This window comes from Clostridium saccharoperbutylacetonicum N1-4(HMT) (genome assembly GCF_000340885.1).
GTDB lineage: Bacteria > Bacillota > Clostridia > Clostridiales > Clostridiaceae > Clostridium > Clostridium saccharoperbutylacetonicum.
The window spans coordinates 5,980,902-6,000,475 of sequence record NC_020291.1 but is presented as its reverse complement, the minus strand read 5'-3'; the positions used below and the strand labels follow the sequence as shown (position 1 = coordinate 6,000,475).

The window sequence follows — 19,574 nt, the reverse complement described above, 5'->3', positions numbered from 1 at the left end:
ACATTTTAATTGGAAAATATATATTAAATTATAGCCATCAAGCTAAGTTGTATATTATATACAACTAGTATGATGGCTATTTATGAGTACACTGAACATATGATTAACTGAAAGTATGAAGCTATACTTTAATGTTGAGGAGATGTATTTTATGAGTATCAAACATAAAACATTATTAATTGGCTTTTTAAGTATGTTATCAATAATAGGAATAACTATTTCAATATTTAATTTTTCCTATTTTGGATATATAGACAAGGAACACGAACGAAGATTAAAAAGGAATTTTGAAGTAATAGATTATTTGATTAATAAAGAAGAAGATAATATGCAACGGCTTATTACTGATTGGGGACAATGGGATGACACTTATAGGTTTATAGCTGAACCAAATCAAGAATTTGTTAATTCAAATTTGCAGGAGGAGACAATAGAAAATTTAAATTTAAAGAACATTGTTTTTGTGAATAATAATAAAGAGATTGTATATTCAAAAGAAAGTTCAGTTTCCAAAGAATTTAGTAAAAAGCTCGTTGAAAGGCTTTTGGGAGTTAATACTAATTTTAATGGTGATGAAGGAAAGAATGGATTGTTGTCTTATAAAGAAAAAACTTATATAGTAGCAATAATACCTGTAACCTCTTCTAATAAGCATGCAAAAAGCAATGGCTTTATAATTATGGCTCGTGAAGTTGACAAAAATATAATAACTTATATAGAAGAAATTGCTGGTGTTAAATTAACATTAAGTGATTTTCAACAAGAAAATTATAAACAAAATGATGAAGTTTCGTTTATAAACATAGATAATAATACGGTTATTTATAATAAAAAATATTCTGAAGCCGTTAAAATAATAAAAGACATTAATGGGGAAAGTTCAATTAGCGCCAGTTTGATAGATAACGGTTATAATAATGATCAAATTGGTTATTTTTTCAAGAGTTTTATTCTCCAATTTTTAGGCTTGATTGTTATTGTTTTAATAATTGATGTTTTAATTATTAATAAATATATTTTAAAGAGACTGTCAAAATTAACAAAATTCATGGAGAAAGTTGGTAAGTCTAAAGATACCTCTTTAAATATTGAAATTTCGGGGAAAGATGAAGTTTACAAATTGGCAGCTGCAACAAATAAAATGCTTTCAGAACTTAATTGTGCCAATGATGAAATAAGATTTTTAAGTTATTGTGATAAACTTACTAAGCTTAACAACAGAGCATATATAGAAAAAATACTTGATGAATTAGATGAGAATAAGTTTGAGAATTATTTTATTTTAATGGGAGATCTTAATGGATTAAAATTAACTAATGATGCTTTAGGCCACTTTGAGGGCGATAAGTTACTTGTTCTTGTGGGGAAAATACTTAAAGAAATTTGTGCTGAGGATGATGTTATTTCTAGATGGGGAGGCGATGAATTTGTAATATTAGTTAGAAATAAAGATTCTTATTATGTTACTGATTTAATAGATAGAATAAAAGAAAAATGTAATAACGAAACAGAGTTTCACTTTAAAATAAGTATAGCGTGGGGATATGCTGGATACTATGAAGAAAATTCTAATACAGAAAATGTTATGAGTTTGGCTGAAAAGAGAATGTACAGAAGTAAGCTTATGGAAAATAAAAGTGCAAGAAGTGCAGCTATACAGTCACTTTTGAAAACCTTACATGAAAAAGATAGCGAAACAGAGGAACATACTATAAGGATTAAATGGTTAAGTTTGAAATTGGGCAAAAAGCTTGGATTAACAACAGAAAAACTTGATGAGTTAGAACTTCTTTCTTCCTTGCATGATATAGGAAAAATAGGTATACCAGAGAATATTTTAATGAAGCCTGGAAAGCTTACAGATGAAGAATGGGTTATTATGAAAACCCATTGTGATATAGGATATAGAATAGCTTCTTCAACCCCTGAATTAGCTCATATTGCAAACAAAATATTGGCTCATCATGAAAGGTATGATGGTACAGGCTACCCTAACAAACTTAAGGGAGAAGAAATACCGTTATTATCAAGGATTATAAGTATTGTTGATTCCTATGATGTTATGACTCATAGAAGAATTTATAAAGAAACTTATGAAAAAGAATATGTTATTGAGGAGCTTAAAAAATGTTCGGGTGAGCAATTTGATCCATATTTGGTAAAAGAGTTTATAAAATTATTAGAAGAAGAAAATATTTTATTGTAGATATAAGTTCTAATTAAGAAAGTTCATAATTTAGTTAGTTGCCTTATTCAACCACTTTAATATAGTAATTAAATCTTAATGAAGAAAATTTTTAGAACATATAGATAATAAAATATTTGAACTGGTCAGTATAAATGGTATAATAGATGTAGATATTATGGAGGCGATTTATATGATTAGAAAAATTAGTAAAATAGTGGCGTTGATACTTATAACTACAAGCTTTAGTACGATTTCACCAATTGGAATTTCAAACATAAATGCAAAGGCAGATACAACTTCAGTAGCAACTTCGGCTTCAAGTACTGAGGCGGCATATGCAGCAGTAGCTCAGGCAGAATTGGTTACAAAGTTAAGTGGACAATATCCTTCAGCAGGCTTCAATCCAGCTACAGATGTTGTTTCTCAATTTGAACCATGTGGAACTTTATCATACACTTTAAGTGATACTGCAGCTTCAACGATAGCAACTAGTTTACAGGCTAATATTGGTACAATTTCAGCAGGTTTGACAAGTGTTTATAATTATGGCCAGTATTTGAGTGCATATGGACCTACAGCAGAGTATAGGGCAAAGGGTGCACAATTAGTAGTAGCTGTAGGAATTGTCCAAACTAGTTTAGCTTCAGGTGTCACAACAACATCTATTAAGGAAGCAGCAAAAAGTGTACCTGTATACAAATATACAGTGAAGCGTGGAACAAATGTAGTGGCTCAAGGCTTTGCTGTGGGAGGACCTCTTGGGTTAGCAACTTTTCCGTCTGATACTTTAAATGGAACTGGTAAAAATGCTACTTATAGTAGTGCGAATTTAATACCTGCTCTTCCTTTATCAGGAAATTCTACTTATGGGAAAACAATTGATTTAAGTGCAGTTAGTATGAATGTAATTTGTGATGGGCTTGATATAAATGTTGTGGATTCAACCAACAACAAAGTATATGCAATAAATAATCCTGTATATAAAATGTTGAAGTATGGTTCAAGTGCTGCAACTCAAGCAGATACATTAAATGTAATTGATTTTTCTGGTGTTACTAATTTAAAAGGAGTTACTAACAATATAGATTTAAGTTCAATGGGAATCAGCACAAATGTTTTAGGAATATCTTTAACTACTAATTCATCAACAAATAAAGTTTATTTATATGATATTCCAGTTGATGCATATGAAAAAAATATGATAGTATCTTATTTAACTACAGTTATACCAAGTACTTATACGACTGTAGCTGCTGCAATGATTAAACCTGGAACTTATGCAATGGTACCAGATTTTAATAATGAAATTTCAAATTCAGTAAGCGGTATAACTAATAATCTTGATAAAATTAGTGATTCAATAGATGATTTATCAAATGCTATTAAAGACAAGAGTGATGATGTTGATAATGCTTGGGACAAGGTGTTTGATAGATTCGATAATAGCGAAGGCTGGGGAAAAAGAGATGGCTATGTTTATTATTATGATAAAGATGGCGTAAGTTTAAAAGGTGTTCAAAAGATTAATGGAAAAACTTATTACTTCAATAGAATAGATGGCGCAATGGAAACAGGCTGGCAGATTGTTGATGGTAACAGAGCTTATTTTGATAAGAAAAAGGGCTATGAATTATTCAATCAATGGATTCAAGATGGAGATGACTATTACTTCGTTGGAGAAGATGGTGCTGTCAAAAAAATGGATTGGGTTAATGTTGGAGGAAAAAGTTACTATCTAAAAGCTGATGGTAAGAGAGCTAAAGATTGGATAAAAATTGACGATTATTGGTATGACTTTAATGCAGATGGTTCAATGGTAACTTCAGCTTGGAAAAAGAATAAAGATAAATGGTGTTACTTAAAAGATAATGGACAAGCTGCAACAAACTGGCTTCAATTAGGAGATAAGTGGTACTGTTTCAAAGATCCTTCAGGGGAATTACAAACAGGCTGGTTTAGAGCAGATGGAAGCTGGTATTACTCAAATAGCGATGGAGTAATGCAAACTGGTTGGGCATCATCTAATGATGGATGGAGCTATTTAGATGATAGTACAGGAAAAATGAAGAAGAATGAATGGGTTACTGTAAATGGAAATACCTATTACTTTAATGTTAATGGTATAATGGTGACTGGCACAAGATATATCGATGGAACAAAATATGTATTTAATTCAGATGGAACATTAAGCTAGGTTAATAAGGCGATTTATTAAAATAGCTACGTGTAAAGGGATTTGAAAATTAATAAGGTACTGAGAGTAAAAATTAATAAGGCACTAAGAGTAAAAATTAATAAGGCACTAAGAGTAAAATTGCACTTGCTTTAGTTTATTAATGCAAATAAGCTGAAGTAAAAGAATTCAACTCTTAGTGTCTTTTGTATTTGGAAATTATCAAGATTACTAGAGAGTTATAAACTTATTTTATAATATATATTGTAATTATAAATGTTCAATACATATTCAAGGGTCAATGAATGTTAGCATCCTTTGGAAATCTTTATGTTATTAAGGATTATTTTTGCAACATATATAAACCGTTATAATAAATAATAAAAATGTTCCATGTTATGCTGTTTTAAATAAATGTTGGTAAAGTCTATTTATATTTTTGGTAATGTTTATTTACATTTATAGCATCATCAGATTTACAATATCAACAACATTTATTTGAAACACTCTTATATGCTATTTAAAATTAATAAAGTTTCAAGGGCTGCCCAAAATTTATCATCGAAAATTGACTATTAAAACTTGATCACTGAACATTGACAATATAAGTTTATATATGTACTTATTTTAGTGTAATATGGTACTATAACTATATAGTTCTACTAAAATATTTCGATAATAATTTATAATATGTTTTTGTTTTACGAGAGAATAAATAAAAAATTACATACTTAAAATATTTAATAGGGGGAAGTTTAATGAAACGTGAATTGATAAATAAGATAGTTGTAGGAACTATTATATCAACAACACTGTTTACTTTAGCGCCAACTGTAGCTTCAGCTGCATGGGTTAATGATTATCAAGGTAATTATTATTTTATGCAAGATGGCAAGAAAGTAACAGGATGGAAAAAGATTGATGGAAGTTTATATTATTTTGACAGCTATGGAAGAATGCAAAAAGGATGGATTCAAGCAGGAGATTCTTGGTATTTCCTTCAAGACGATGGTTCCTTAAAGACTGGTTGGATTAAATATAATAAAAATTATTATTATGCGGATTCGACTGGAGCAATTCAAACCGGTGTCATTAATATAGATGGTAGAGTTTACATATTTGATGATAAAGGTATTATGAAAACTAGTAATACAATTATTAATGGAGTGTTTTATACAATTGGAAGTGATGGACAAGTAGCCGGATATAGAGCTCCAACTCCTGACAAAGAATTTGACTCGGCTGGAAATCTTGTTCAAGTTTTAAACAGCAGTTCAAAAACTGTCAGCTCTCCAACAAAGTCAGAATATAATGAGGTAGTTCAGGATAAGACACAAGCAGATTATGAGGATGCTAAGGAAGGAAGAAAGTTTACACTTACTTATAAAGACTCAAAAACTGATGGAATTATTAAAACTGAAATGGTTAAATATGGTAAAAAAGCTGATTTATTTGCGCCAACTAAGACAAGCTATAAATTTAAAGAATGGAATACTAGAAAAGATGGTTCAGGAACAGATTATGATGGTAATGATGATATAAAGATAAAAGGAGATACAGTTCTATATGCTCAGTGGAATGATGATACTACCGTTTATGTAACTGGAATTACTATAAATGGAAGTTCATATGTTACTGTAGGTAAGACTAGTCAAATGACAGCACAGGTATCACCAAGTAATGCAGCCACTAGTGCTGTAAAATGGACTGTGACAAATGGAACAGGTTCAGCTACAATTGATCAAAATACTGGAGTATTAACAGGAGTAACAGCAGGAACAGTAACTGTTAAAGCAACAGCTACAGATGGCTCTGGTGTAAGTGAAACTAAGGATGTTACTGTAAGTGCTACTGATGTAGTAGTTAATGTAGGTAAGATTCTTGTAACTACTAAGACAGGAGGAACACCAGTTATAACATCAAATGGTGGAACTTTAGATCTTGTCGCTAGCATATTGCCAAATGATGCAACTACTCAAGATGTTACTTGGGATGTGCAAAATGGAACAGGAAGTGCGACTGTCAGCAGCATAAGTGGAAATAATATCACTATTAAAGCTATTTCAAATGGAACAGTTACAGTTAAAGCAACAGCTAAAGATGGTTCTGGAATTGTTGGAAGTGCGACTGTAACAATAACAGGACAAACTACTGTTATCCCAGTTGATAGTGTAAATATAGGTACTGCTAATGCAACAGATACTATGGCAATATCTAAGAATGATGGAACGCTTCAATTAGCCGTTAATATATTACCAGCTACTGCAAGCAATAAAGAAGTAACTTGGTCAATTATTAAAGCTAAAAATGAAGATGGAGTTGAAGTGACAGCAGCTTCTGATATAGCTAAAGTTGCAACAATCAGCAGAAATGGAGTTGTAAGTGCTATTGGTAATGGATCAATTACGGTTCAAATTGTGACTGCAGATGGAAATAAGATTGCTACTCAAGATGTAACAATAACTGGACAAATAGTTAAGATTGCTAGTATTGATATAACAGGTCCAAATGCAGCGAGTGGAACAAATCCAGTACAAATGATTGCAGTAATAACAGGAGAAAATTCTAAAGTAATAACAACTGGTGCTGCAGTGAAATGGACTGTTACAAATGGTACAGGAAGTGCAAGTATAAATCCAACAACAGGTTTATTAACTCCGACATCAGATGGAACAGTTACAGTAAAGGCAGCTGCAACTGATGGCTCAACTGCTAGTGATACCCAAGGCGTTACTATAACTGGAACTGGTAAGCAAATACCAATTTCAAATATTAATGTAGCTACTGCAACTGGAGCTACTCATGCATATGTAAGTGATGATAATGGAACTGTTGATTTTATTGCAACTATAACTCCAACTTATGCTACTACAACTGCATCGGCTGTAACATGGTCTATTGTAGGTGGAAGCGATGGAGGAAGTGCAATTATAGATCCTGCTGGCACAAGCGGAAATACGGTTAGAATTCAAGCAGTTAAAAATGGAACCGTGACAGTATATGCAACTGTGGCAGATGTTGATGGTAAAACAAAAACTGGTAGTGCAACAGTATCAATCTATAACCAAATTCAAGAGGTAGAATCTATTGCAATTAATGCTCCAGCCAATGGAGGAAAAGTCGGAGTGAACGAAGGTTTATTGTTGACTGCAACAGTTACTGGTGGAGATGCTAAATATCAACAAGTAAAATGGCAGGTAAGCAATGGTGTTGGCGATACAGGAAGTGCATCGTTCGATAGTAATGTAAATGGATTATTGATAGGTAATAAAACAGGAACAGTTACTGTAACAGCAATTTCAACTGATGGTAAGGGATTAAATTCTACTCCAATAAAAATTACTGTAGTGGATCCTCTAACTAAAACTAATAATGTTACAATTGTGCTTCCAAAAGATAAGAATGGTGCAGATATAAGTGCAATAACAACAAACCAAGGGTCATTAAGTTTGTCAGCAACCGTTGATGCAGCAGCAACTAGTAATGTTGTTAAATGGTCTGTTGAAAATGTAACAGGAAAAGCAACTTTTGTTGATAATGGTGATTCAACCGTTACACTTACAGCAGTTGAAAATGGAACTATAAATGTGACTGCAACTGCAAATGGAGGAAAGACAGCTACGATGCCTATTACAATATCAGGTCAGGATGCAACAGGTTTGACTGTAACTAGTGTTACTGGAGCAGCTGGAATTACTAAAATTGGTGATACTTTAGATATGACCTATAATTTAGTACCAAGTACTGCTACTACACCATCAGCAATAACTTGGTCAGTATCAGATACAACAAAAGCAAGTATTACAACTAGTGCTGATAAGAAGACCGCAACTATAACTGCTAAGGATAATGGGGCAATTGCTGTAACAGTAACAGCAACAACAGCAAATGGAGTGACATTAACTAATTCAAAAACAATATCTATAAATGCACCTAAGAGTATTGCAATAACTAATGGTGCTGCTTCAGTAAATGGTGGAAGTGTTACAATTAATAGTGGTTCATCACTAACTTTAAGTGCAGCTGTATTACCAGCTGGAGTAACTGATGGTAGTGTTACATGGTTAGTTTCAGATCCGTCAAAAGTAAGTGTTACTGTTAGTGCTGATACTAAAGCAGCTCTATTTAATGGAACTGCTAGTGGAACAGTTTTAGTTACAGTAAAATCAAATGGTGATCCAAGTGTAACTGCTACTACAACTATTATTGTCCAATAATTAATGCAATGAAATGCTAAAGAAAAAATGGTCAAGTTATACCTTTATAACTTGACCAATGGTTATATAAGATAAGGAGGAACTTAACATGAAGCATAAAATTTTAAAGAAATTAATTGCATCAAGTTTGGTAAGTTTAGCTTTGGTTACTTTAGTACCTGTAGGTGCTTCAGCTGCATGGATTAGTGGCAGTGACGGAGCTTGGTATTATTCTATGGGATATAGTTTTGCTACAGGTTGGAAGTATATAAATGGAAGTTGGTACTACTTTGATTCTATGGGAAAAATGCAGACTGGCTGGATTCCATATGGTGATAATTGGTATTATGCTGATTTGAGTGGTGCTATGCAGACTGGGCTTATCCAAATAGAGGGAAAAATTCACTTGTTTTCATCATCAGGAGAAATGCAAAAAGGTTCTTCTATGATAAATGGACAATTATGCAACTTTGATGATAATGGAGTTTATATAGGAAGTTATCCTATTACTCCTATTAAGGCCTTTGATTATTATGGAAATAGTACAATGCCATATGCATCAAATCAATTGATTACAAGTAATTCAACTATGTCAAAGGATATTCCATCTGATGGTTTATATCATCCAAAGCAATATACAATTAAATTTAAAGATCCAGATGCTGATAATGAAGATGATGAATTACTTAAAACAAAAACTGTTGATGAAAATTCACAAATGTATTTATATATACCTACAAAGAGTGGATATACTTTTGTTGAATGGAATACTAAGAGTAATGGTAATGGTACAGGTTACTTAGATTCTGATAGGATTTATGTTACTAAAGATATGACCTTATATGCACAATGGGAAGAGAACACAAACTCAAACAATAATAACAATGGTAACAATACAGATACAGTCAAGGTTACTTCAATTGCAGTTTCAGGTGCTAGTGGCTTAAAGAGCATAGCTGTTGGTGGAAGTTTACAAATGACTTGTATTGTTTCACCAGGTGATGCAACCACTCAAAGTGTAAAATGGTCAATATTAAGTGAAGGTGGAAGTGCAACTATAAGTACTACTGGTAAATTAACAGGAACAGGAGCAGGAAAAGTAATTGTTAAAGCAGCAGCAACGGATGGTTCTGGAGTTGTTGGAACTACAGAAATAACAATATCTGCATCATAATATTTAAGTCTTTTAAAGAAGAAGGTTATTTCAAAGTATATTTTGAAATAACCTTCTTCTTTCAATGTTTAGTAAAGTATAAAAATTGCGATTTTTTAAGCCAGTTATATAAACACTTAAGAGTGGTATGGCGTGTAAAAATGTGATTAAAAGAGAGTGTGGCGCAGCCACTTTTGTTCTATTGAATACCGCATGTTACGTGAAAGTGTCTGCTTTGAATTGACGACCTCATTTTGTAGGTAGTCCTGAACAAAGTATACATGTGGAACAGTACTAAATTAAGATAGATATGAAGTATACATAAAATATTTCATATGATATAATAATTTAGTTAATGATAAGGAAATTATTAAGTAACTTAAAAACTAATATAGCATTAGTTAAATTCAATGGGAGGATCATTCCAATGTAAATAGAGGAAGTTAATATTTGGTTATTGTAATTAATTTTTTAACATAATTGACAAGTGAATATTGATAATTGTCAATTATAATATATAGTAGGTTATAAAATAATATTGTGAACGTAATAGGAGGGTTAGCTTTGGCTGATTATATAAAAGAAATTGAAAAAAGAAGAACCTTTGCAATAATTTCTCACCCTGATGCTGGTAAAACAACACTTACAGAGAAATTATTACTTTATGGAGGAGCTATAAGACTTGCAGGGTCTGTTAAAGCAAGAAAGGCTTCAAAACATGCAGTTTCTGACTGGATGGAAATTGAAAAACAAAGAGGTATTTCAGTTACTTCTTCTGTAATGCAGTTTAATTATGATGGATATTGCATTAATATACTAGATACTCCTGGGCATCAAGACTTCTCAGAAGATACATATAGAACACTTATGGCTGCTGATAGTGCTGTAATGGTTATTGATGCTGCAAAAGGTATAGAAGATCAAACAAGAAAGTTATTCCATGTTTGTGCTCTTAGAGGAATTCCAATATTCACATTTATAAATAAGATGGATAGAGAAGCACAAGATCCATTTACTTTACTTGATGACATTGAAAATGAGCTTGGAATAAAAACTTATCCAATAAACTGGCCAATAGGATCTGGTAAAGAATTTAAAGGTGTTTATGAAAGACAAAACAAGAGAGTTTTAGCTTTTAATGGTGGAAATCATGGGCAAACTGAAGTTGAAGCAACAGAAGGCGATGTTAATGATGAAATTTTTAAGGACCTGCTTGGAGCACCTCTTCATGAAAAACTTATGGAGGATATTGAGCTTTTAGACATAGCTGGAGATGAATTAGATCTTAAAAAGGTAAGAGAAGGTGAATTGACACCAGTATTCTTTGGATCTGCATTAACTAACTTTGGTGTTGAGCCATTTTTAGAGCACTTCTTGCAGATGACTTCATCACCACTTCCAAGAAACTCTAGTATAGGAGAAATTGATCCTATGAATAAGGAGTTCTCTGCCTTTGTATTTAAGATTCAAGCAAATATGAATAAGGCACATAGAGATAGAATTGCCTTTATGAGAATTTGTTCTGGAGAATTTAAAAAAGGAATGGAAGTTATGCATATGCAAGGTGGCAAGAAAATAAAACTTGCTCAACCACAACAATTCTTAGCAGAAGAAAGAGAAATTGTTGAAGAAGCTTATGCAGGAGATATAATTGGTGTGTTTGATCCAGGTATATTCTCAATTGGGGATACATTATGTATGCCAGCAAATAAATTTAAATTTGAAGGAATACCAACCTTCGCACCAGAACATTTTGCAAGAGTAAGACCAGTAGATACAATGAAGAGAAAACAATTTGTAAAAGGTGTTTCTCAAATTGCTCAAGAAGGTGCAATTCAAGTATTCAAGGAAACCCATATTGGTATGGAAGAAATAATAGTTGGAGTTGTTGGTGTGCTTCAATTTGAAGTTTTAGAATACAGATTGAATAATGAATATAATGTTGATGTTAAGATGGAAAGATTGGCTTATAGATACGTTAGATGGATTGAAAATAAAAATATCGACATGGATTCATTAAACTTAACTTCTGATACTAAGAAGGTTAAGGATCTTAAAGATAGAAATCTTTTAATATTCCAAAATGACTGGGGGATTAACTGGGCATTAGAGCATAATAAGGGCTTAGTTTTATCAGCGGTTGGAAAGAGCGAAGAATAATTTTATCAAAAATAAATTTAGTAATATATGCTGCAAAAAGAATTATTCGAGACATAAAGAATTACAAAGGAAATCAAAATTCAATTGTCAATGATCATTGATTATTGATCATTGAACAATGATAATTGAAATATATAAAGTTTAAAGGTTGCGGAATTACAGTGAAAATATTTATTAGAAAGAAATAAGAAAGTAACCAAAATAAGAGATATCTCATATTAATATAATATAACATTTTCATACATGGAGAGGTAGAAAATGAGTAACTGTAATTTTAGCGATCCAGGATTCAATACTTTAGGAGAAAATTGTGGTAATGATCCAGTAAGCGATCTAACCTTGTCTACAATGGTAGTAGGCAGCCAGGAAGCTCTTTTAAATAGGCTAATATTGGTGTTATTATTTTTATATGCTTATACCAATCAAAATTTTATTTGCTATTTAATGAGTGTAAATGAAAAGATAATGTGCAACCAAATGTGTCTAACAGATAAATTAGTAGATAATTTGATGGACAATCTTGAAGATTGTAGAAGTAGCCTTGATAGCTGCAGAAGAGGGAAACATCGCTAAAAGAGAGCACTTAAGAGGCTCTCTTTTAGCGATTTTTGTACATATTACGATAATTTAATACGAAAAAACACTTATTTTCTAATTTTCATCTTTAATGCAGTAAGGTTTTTTGTTAAAATCAAATATAAGGAGGTGCAGACGGTTTTGAAAATTAAAAGAAAACTTATTACATTTGTTCTAGCGTTTGCAATGGTATTAAGTTTTATTCCAACATTGAGTGTAAAGGCAGCAACTACTGATTTTAAAATAATATCAGATACAAAAGTTACTGCAAAAGAGGCAGAAGAATGGGCTGAATCTAAAGGAGCAACAGAAACTTTTGTAGGTTTAGCAGATCTTTATTTTAAGTATGCGCCAGATCATGGTGATGTTAATCCAGCTATAGCATATGTACAAGCTGCAAAAGAAACTGGATTTGGAAAATTTGGTGGAGTTATAGATGAGAGTTATCATAATCCATGTGGGTTAAAAAAACCTGAAGGTGGAGGCGATACTGATCCAAATGCTCATCAAAAGTTTGCCAGTTGGGATGAAGGTGTACAAGCTCATTTGGATCATTTAGCTTTATATGCAGGTGCGGATGGATATCCAAGAAGTGATACACCTGATCCAAGACATTTTGCAACAGTTAAAGGTAGGGCAACAACAGTAAATTCTTTAGGTACTAAATGGGCGCCAAGTGCTACATATGGTGAAGAAGTAAATAAATTATATAAAGATTTAATGGATTTTGCGGGAGTAGATTATCCAAAGGATACTATTGATGATTCAACAAATACTGATAATAGCAAAGATAATAACCAATCATCAAATGGAACTCCCAATCCAGGAAAACCAGAAAGTAAACCAAATGTACAGAATGTATCAAGTGTTATTCCAGAAAATCAAATTAAAAATGATACTACAATTATAGATGATAAAACTAACATAACATCTACAGTTGGATGGAAAAATGAAGATGGAAATTGGTATTACTATAAATCTGATAATACGAAAGCTATCGGATGGATTAAGCCAGACAGCAATTGGTATTATTTAAATGATGAAGGAAAATTGCAAACTGGATGGTTTAAATATAATAGTAAATGGTACTATAGTGACAGTTCAGGAGCTATGGTTAAAGGCTGGAAGCAGATAGGTGATGAATGGTATTTCTTGTCTGATTCAGGAACTATGGCAACTGGAATTTTATTTGATGGCTCAAACTCGTATTATCTACAGGATTCTGGAGCTATGGCTGAATATAAAGGCTGGAAGAAAATCGGTGATAAGTGGTATTTCTTTGAAGCTGGCAGCAAAATAAAGACTGGTTGGCTTAAAGATAATAATAATTGGTACTATCTTCAAGGTGATGGAAGTATGGTAACTGGTATTAAGAAGATAGACAATAAAAATTATATGTTAAATCAAGATGGAAGTATGGCAACAGGCTGGATACAACAAAGTAATATCTGGTATTATTTCAATCAAGATGGAAGCATGGCAACAGGTTGGATTTTAGATAATGGAACTTACTATTATTTATATGATAATGGAGCTATGGCTAAAGGATGGATCAATCTTGGTGATGCATGGTATCATTTAGAAAATGGTGGTGCTATGTCAACTGGTTGGGTTACATCTAATGGAGATACTTATTATTTAAATCCTTCAACTGGAAGATTGGTTACAAACACTACACAGGATGGATATAAGATTGGTTCAGATGGTAAGAGACAAAATGCTTCTACTGTTAAGAATGATGACAGTACTAGTTCGGGATCTAATTCATCTCAAAATGACAAAGGAAATTCAGGATCTAATTCATCTCAAGGTGATGTTGATAATTCTGGAACAAATTCACCAATAAATAATAATACATCAAATGGTAAAAAAACAATAGTAATAGATGCAGGACATGATTATGGAAAAGATTATGGTGCAGAAAGTACTATTGATGGTGTGACTTATAGTGAAACAGAATTAAATATTCAAGTTGCCGATAAATTAAAGAAAGAACTTAAAGCTAAGGGCTACAATGTGTTGATGACTAGAGATCTTGGTAGCAAGCCTTCGTATGGCTCATTAACAGCTAGTCTTACTCATAAAGTAACGACAGCCAATAATGTAAATGCAGATTTCTTTATAAGCATACATCATAATTCAGCAGGTGCGACAGCACAAGGAGTAATGACTCTTTATAGTAATGAGCCTCAAGATACTAGTTTTGGTGGTAAATTAAATAGTGCTAGAATAGATAAAAGTAGAAAAATAGCTACATTAATAAATAATAATATTGCTAGTAAGCTGAATTTAAACAATAGAGGCGGACAAGAACAAAATCTATTTGTATGTAGAAATGCAAATATGCCTGCAGTATTAGTTGAAGTTGGATTTATAACTAATAAAGAAGAAGCAATAAGATGTGCGGATCCAAGTAGTCAACAAAAAGTAGCAGAAGCAATAGCAGAAGTTATTGCAAACAATGTATAAATATAAAATGGATCAAAAATAGAAACTTATAAAGAATAAAGATATCCAAAGCGAGAATTAGACTTATGCAACAATTACCGAAATCCAATACATTTGTCTTCTACAGGACTAGTGAAATTTTCGCTGGAAGGTTCTAAATATGGGCTTGTCGTCATTTCAGCGTGTTCCAGATGTAAAATCCCCAAGGAGAAAGTTCATGTTTCCAAATATAAAATTTGGACATTCACTTTTGGACAAGCTGAAATGAAACAAGCCCCCATTATGAACCTTCATCAGCTCAATTTCACATGCCTGCTCCAGAAAAATGTATCGGATTTCTAGTTTAGTGTTAAGATTATAATTCCTCAATAGTACATATATATTATTAATAGAAGGAAATGTGATTTCTATTTTGTCAATATATTATTGATAAAAATCAAGAGATAGCATTTCCTTCTATTCTATTTGTTTATATATTCTAGTGACCTAAATTTCTAAATAATAAGTTTCTAAACATTGCCAACATTTATTTTAAACAGATGTATATAAAGTTTTTTAAAAAGTAGTTGCAAATGCAATTGATAAGGGAGTTTTATTTACAATTCTATATTTATAATAATGCTATAATTTTAAGAACAAATTAGTTATAATTATAATTACAACATGCACAATGAAAATGAGGTGGAAAAATGGAATGGTTTAAGAAAATAATGTATGGAAGATATGGTGGAGACAGTTTGTCTGGAGCATTAATTGTATTATCTTTCATATTGTTAATAATATCAAATGTTTTACCTAAAGCTTTATGGTTTGTAGTAATAGTTGCTTATATTCCTACTGTTATATGCGTTTTTAGGATTTTTTCAAGAAATATTTATAAACGTCAAATGGAAAATTATAAGTTTTTAAAAATAAAAAATACTATGAGAAATTCGCTTAGACGAAAGTTAAATAAATTAAAAGATTTAAAGACTCATAAATATTTTACATGTACGAATTGTAAGCAAAGTTTGCGTGTGCCACGAGGACAAGGAAAAATTTCGATTACATGTCCAAAATGTAAGAATACCTTTAAAGGAAAATCATAAAAGAAAATTTAATAGTAAAGTTAACAAAAGTACCTTTCGTAATGTATGACTATTGTATTATATTATGGAAGGTTTTTGATTTTTAGGTCAACATAATAATAAAAAAGAAGTAAATTTAATTAAAGAACGGAATTGTAAATAAAGTTATTAATTTACAAGATGTGTTTATATATCTAAAGATGAAACTTAAAGGTTCGATATTTAAAGTAGGGTATATTCAAATTGAGTATGCATAAGTGAGTTTAAATCCAATTATTATAACATATTAATTTAATAATTAAAAATTAATATGATAATATAAATATTATAAAAGTTCGATTACAAAAGATAAGTTTGAAGTTTAGAATCAATTTAGGAGGATGACAATCATGCGTGAAATGAAAAAGAGGTTTGTAGCATTATTAATAGTATTTACAAGTATAGTATCCTTTTTGCCAGTTGGATTTAGTGGTCATGAAGCTAAAGCGGCAGCTTCAGATGCGTCAGCTATACAAGTAAGTATTGCAGGAGATAAAAATCTGATAACACCAAGAAATGATACTACATTGAATGAGACAATATATTCTACTCAAAATGTTGTAGGAGGCTTCGATATAACAGTAAAAGATGTAAGAACTACTATTGATGCTTTGCAAAAATTAGCAAAGGATACAAAGACATCAACATCTGATATAACTCAACAAAATGTTGAAATAGTTTCTATCAATGGTACTCCTGTTACAGATACTACTACATTGAATGAAATAGGAATAACTATTTCTGATTATCAAATTGTAAATGGAGCAGTGCCAAGTGTAGGTAAAACTATAAAGAATTTACCTTTAGGAGTTAATAAGATAGAGTACAAAATTTCATTTAGAACACAAAATGTTGACTTTGTACCAGCAAGTAAAAGTCTTAGTGGAGTGGATGAAGCTAATGTTGGAACATATAAGGATACAGAATATGCAAGTCAAACAATAACAATAGAGCATGCAACTGACTTCGTTGTTAACAAAATAAATCCTATGACTTTTAAGGCTTATGTTGGCTCTCAAAATTCTTTTGATAATATAACAAATGCTTTTATTGGTACAGCAAGTGAAAAAGTAAATAATACAACTCCATTTTTATATGTACAAGATGCAAAAGCAGATTCAAGTATGGCACTTAGATATACCTTTGATGTACCCGATTCTGTTTCAGCATTAAAGTATGTTATGACATTTGAAAATACAATGAATTTAGAAAATGCAATGGTATATAAAAATGGTAAAAAAGCTACAATTGGAACAGAATATAATATTGATGGACAGCAGCTTACTGGTAGTTTGGCTAAATTAGGACAGCCAGAGTCAATAGTAGTTAAATTGGATTCTGGAAGTGGAGCCAACAAAGATATCCAAAAAGCTTATGCAATAGAAATTCGATATAAAAATTTGAATTCTAGCAATGATTATAGCTTAAAAGATGCTGGAATAACAAAGCTTAATTATAATGACAATACAGATGTGCAAGCATATGTTGGTAAGGTATTTAATGTTTTACAGGATAAGAATGCTACGTTCAAGACTTATAAAGGAGAAATTTATATTGATCAAAGGGCTGGAATGGTATCTCTAGATCCAACTTTATTGAGAGATAAAACTACTGTGGGTTATGTTTTAACCAATAATTATACGGACTCTACTGGAAAGACTCAGGTAGTAAAGTCAGAACTTAAAAATGGAAAACAATTTATTGATTTTAAAGCTAGTACAACAACAAATGAGTTACAATTAGATGTATATGCGGCTAGCAATGGTGAAATAACAGATACACAGACTATTCTAGCAAGATATTTATTTAAGGTTAATCCTATAAATACAAGTAATTTTGACATGAATTTATCTTTTGATGTTGCTGATAATTCTAGTTCTACGGCAAAAACTCCGTATTTAACTCAGCCAGGAACAACAAATTTAATTGATAAATTTTATACATCAAGACGTACTTATGATTTATATTATGGATCACCAAATTCAGATTCAGTAAAGGTATCTCTTGATAAAACTAAAAGAAGTAATTTAAATGAATATATAAAAGTTTGGCTTGCAGATGATGTTAACAGCAATAATTTAACAGAAGCAACAGCCTCAGTTAATAACAAGCCAATATTAGCTACTGACGGTAGTGGTAATTATGTTAGAGATACTGACCTTAATGTAAAAATTGGTACAGCTAAGAAAATGGTTGTACAAGCATATTATGATGAATTTACATATGTAACAGATTCAAGTGGAAATAAGGTTATCAAAACTAACACTGATGGAGAGCCTATATATACAAGTGAGCCAATAGGAGATACTTATGTTTTCTATTTACCTGAAAATTATGGAAATCAGACTAACCCAAATCAAGGACAGAAATCAGATAATGCTGTTTTGAATTCTTTAAAAGTAAAAGGTTATAGTTTAACTAATAGTAATGGAACTACAGGTTTTTCAAGTACTGATTATAACTATAATGTAACTGTTGCTAAGGAAGATACTACAGAAAAATTCACAGTAATAGCACAAGATGCTAATATAGCTTCCATTACTGCTACAATCAATAGTGGCGATCAATCATATACTTTACCTTCAGGAGAAGAAACTGAGTTGCCTTTGGATTCAAGTGGAACAACAAAGGTAAAAATAGTTGTAACTGCACAGGATGGAACTACGACAAAGACATATACAGTAACTTTAACTAATAATAATAAAAGTAGTGATGCTGCGTTAAAGAATGTAATTCTTAATACAGGAGACTATACATTTGATCCTACAGCTGATATAACAAAAGTTAGAGTAGATACAAATGTAACTAATATAAAGGTAACACCTGTTCCAAAGAATTCTAATTCTACAATTACTGTTAATGGACAGACTTATTCTGATACAGCAATATCTGTAAGTCTTAGAGGAAATCAAAAGACTCAAATTACAATAGAAGTTAAATCAGAAGATGGAGCATCTACTAAAACATATACTTTAGAAGTCTATAGAGTTGATAATTCTGATTGGAATAATAATAACAACAATAATAATACAGACGATGATCAATTTTATGATGATTTTAATGATACTTGGGTAGATTTAAGTAAATATGAAGAGTGGGGAACTGTAAATGGAAAACCTGCTTATTTTGACAAACATAATAGACAAGTTAAAAATGCTTGGATAACTACTGGTGGTAAAAATTATTATTTAAATAATATAGGATTTAGAGCATCAGGTTGGAAGGTTGATAACACTGATGGTAAGACTTACTATTTGGATCCAACAACAGGAGAAATGAGAATGGGTTGGATTAATGTGGATAATAAAGTTTACTATCTTGGTAAAAATGGAGTAATGCATAAGGGCTGGTTGAATTTAAATGGAAAATGGTATTACTTTACTCCAAATGGACAAATGGTAATTAACCAAGGCATGTTTATTGATGATAGAGTATATACTTTTGGACAAGATGGTGCAGCTTCATGGTAATATAAACAAATTTGAAACCATACTGTATTTAAGAGATTAATTTAAGTAATAATGCTGTTTAAATAATTTTCATAGTTATTTAAGCAGCATTTTTGCATTAATTT

General features: G+C 31.3%; 9 protein-coding genes. All 9 read left to right on the top strand.

The features are described from left to right. Nucleotides 1-151: 151 nt before the first annotated feature. Nucleotides 152-2,206, top strand: coding sequence for a CHASE4 domain-containing protein (locus CSPA_RS26240; protein WP_015395447.1), 2,055 nt, complete (start codon nucleotides 152-154; stop codon nucleotides 2,204-2,206). A 172-nt stretch (nucleotides 2,207-2,378) separates the two neighbouring features. After that, complete coding sequence (locus CSPA_RS26235) at nucleotides 2,379-4,382, top strand: N-acetylmuramoyl-L-alanine amidase family protein (protein ID WP_015395446.1); 2,004 nt, start codon at nucleotides 2,379-2,381, stop codon at nucleotides 4,380-4,382. Nucleotides 4,383-5,119: 737 nt separating this feature from the next. Continuing rightward, nucleotides 5,120-8,578, top strand: a complete 3,459-nt coding sequence (locus tag CSPA_RS26230; RefSeq protein WP_015395445.1) for an Ig-like domain-containing protein — start codon at nucleotides 5,120-5,122, stop codon at nucleotides 8,576-8,578. A gap of 88 nt (nucleotides 8,579-8,666) precedes the next feature. Next, on the top strand, nucleotides 8,667-9,731 hold the full coding sequence (locus tag CSPA_RS26225) for an InlB B-repeat-containing protein (RefSeq protein ID WP_015395444.1): 1,065 nt from the start codon (nucleotides 8,667-8,669) through the stop codon (nucleotides 9,729-9,731). A gap of 543 nt (nucleotides 9,732-10,274) precedes the next feature. Continuing rightward, nucleotides 10,275-11,870, top strand: coding sequence for a peptide chain release factor 3 (locus CSPA_RS26220; RefSeq protein WP_015395443.1), 1,596 nt, complete (start codon nucleotides 10,275-10,277; stop codon nucleotides 11,868-11,870). Between the two features lie 258 nt (nucleotides 11,871-12,128). Next, nucleotides 12,129-12,443 carry a hypothetical protein gene (locus CSPA_RS26215; protein WP_015395442.1) on the top strand — a complete coding sequence of 105 codons (315 nt, stop codon included), beginning with the start codon at nucleotides 12,129-12,131 and terminating at the stop codon, nucleotides 12,441-12,443. A gap of 144 nt (nucleotides 12,444-12,587) precedes the next feature. Beyond that, nucleotides 12,588-14,915 (top strand): N-acetylmuramoyl-L-alanine amidase, encoded by a 2,328-nt coding sequence (locus tag CSPA_RS26210; protein WP_015395441.1) that lies wholly within the window; start codon nucleotides 12,588-12,590, stop codon nucleotides 14,913-14,915. Nucleotides 14,916-15,583: 668 nt separating this feature from the next. Continuing rightward, a complete protein-coding gene (locus CSPA_RS26205) occupies nucleotides 15,584-15,982 on the top strand; it encodes an RING finger protein (RefSeq protein WP_015395440.1) in 399 nt (132 codons plus the stop codon). Nucleotides 15,983-16,350: 368 nt separating this feature from the next. Further along, the gene (locus CSPA_RS26200) at nucleotides 16,351-19,470 is read left to right on the top strand and encodes an N-acetylmuramoyl-L-alanine amidase family protein (protein WP_015395439.1); all 3,120 of its coding nucleotides are present in this window, start codon (nucleotides 16,351-16,353) and stop codon (nucleotides 19,468-19,470) included. Nucleotides 19,471-19,574 lie beyond the last annotated feature (104 nt).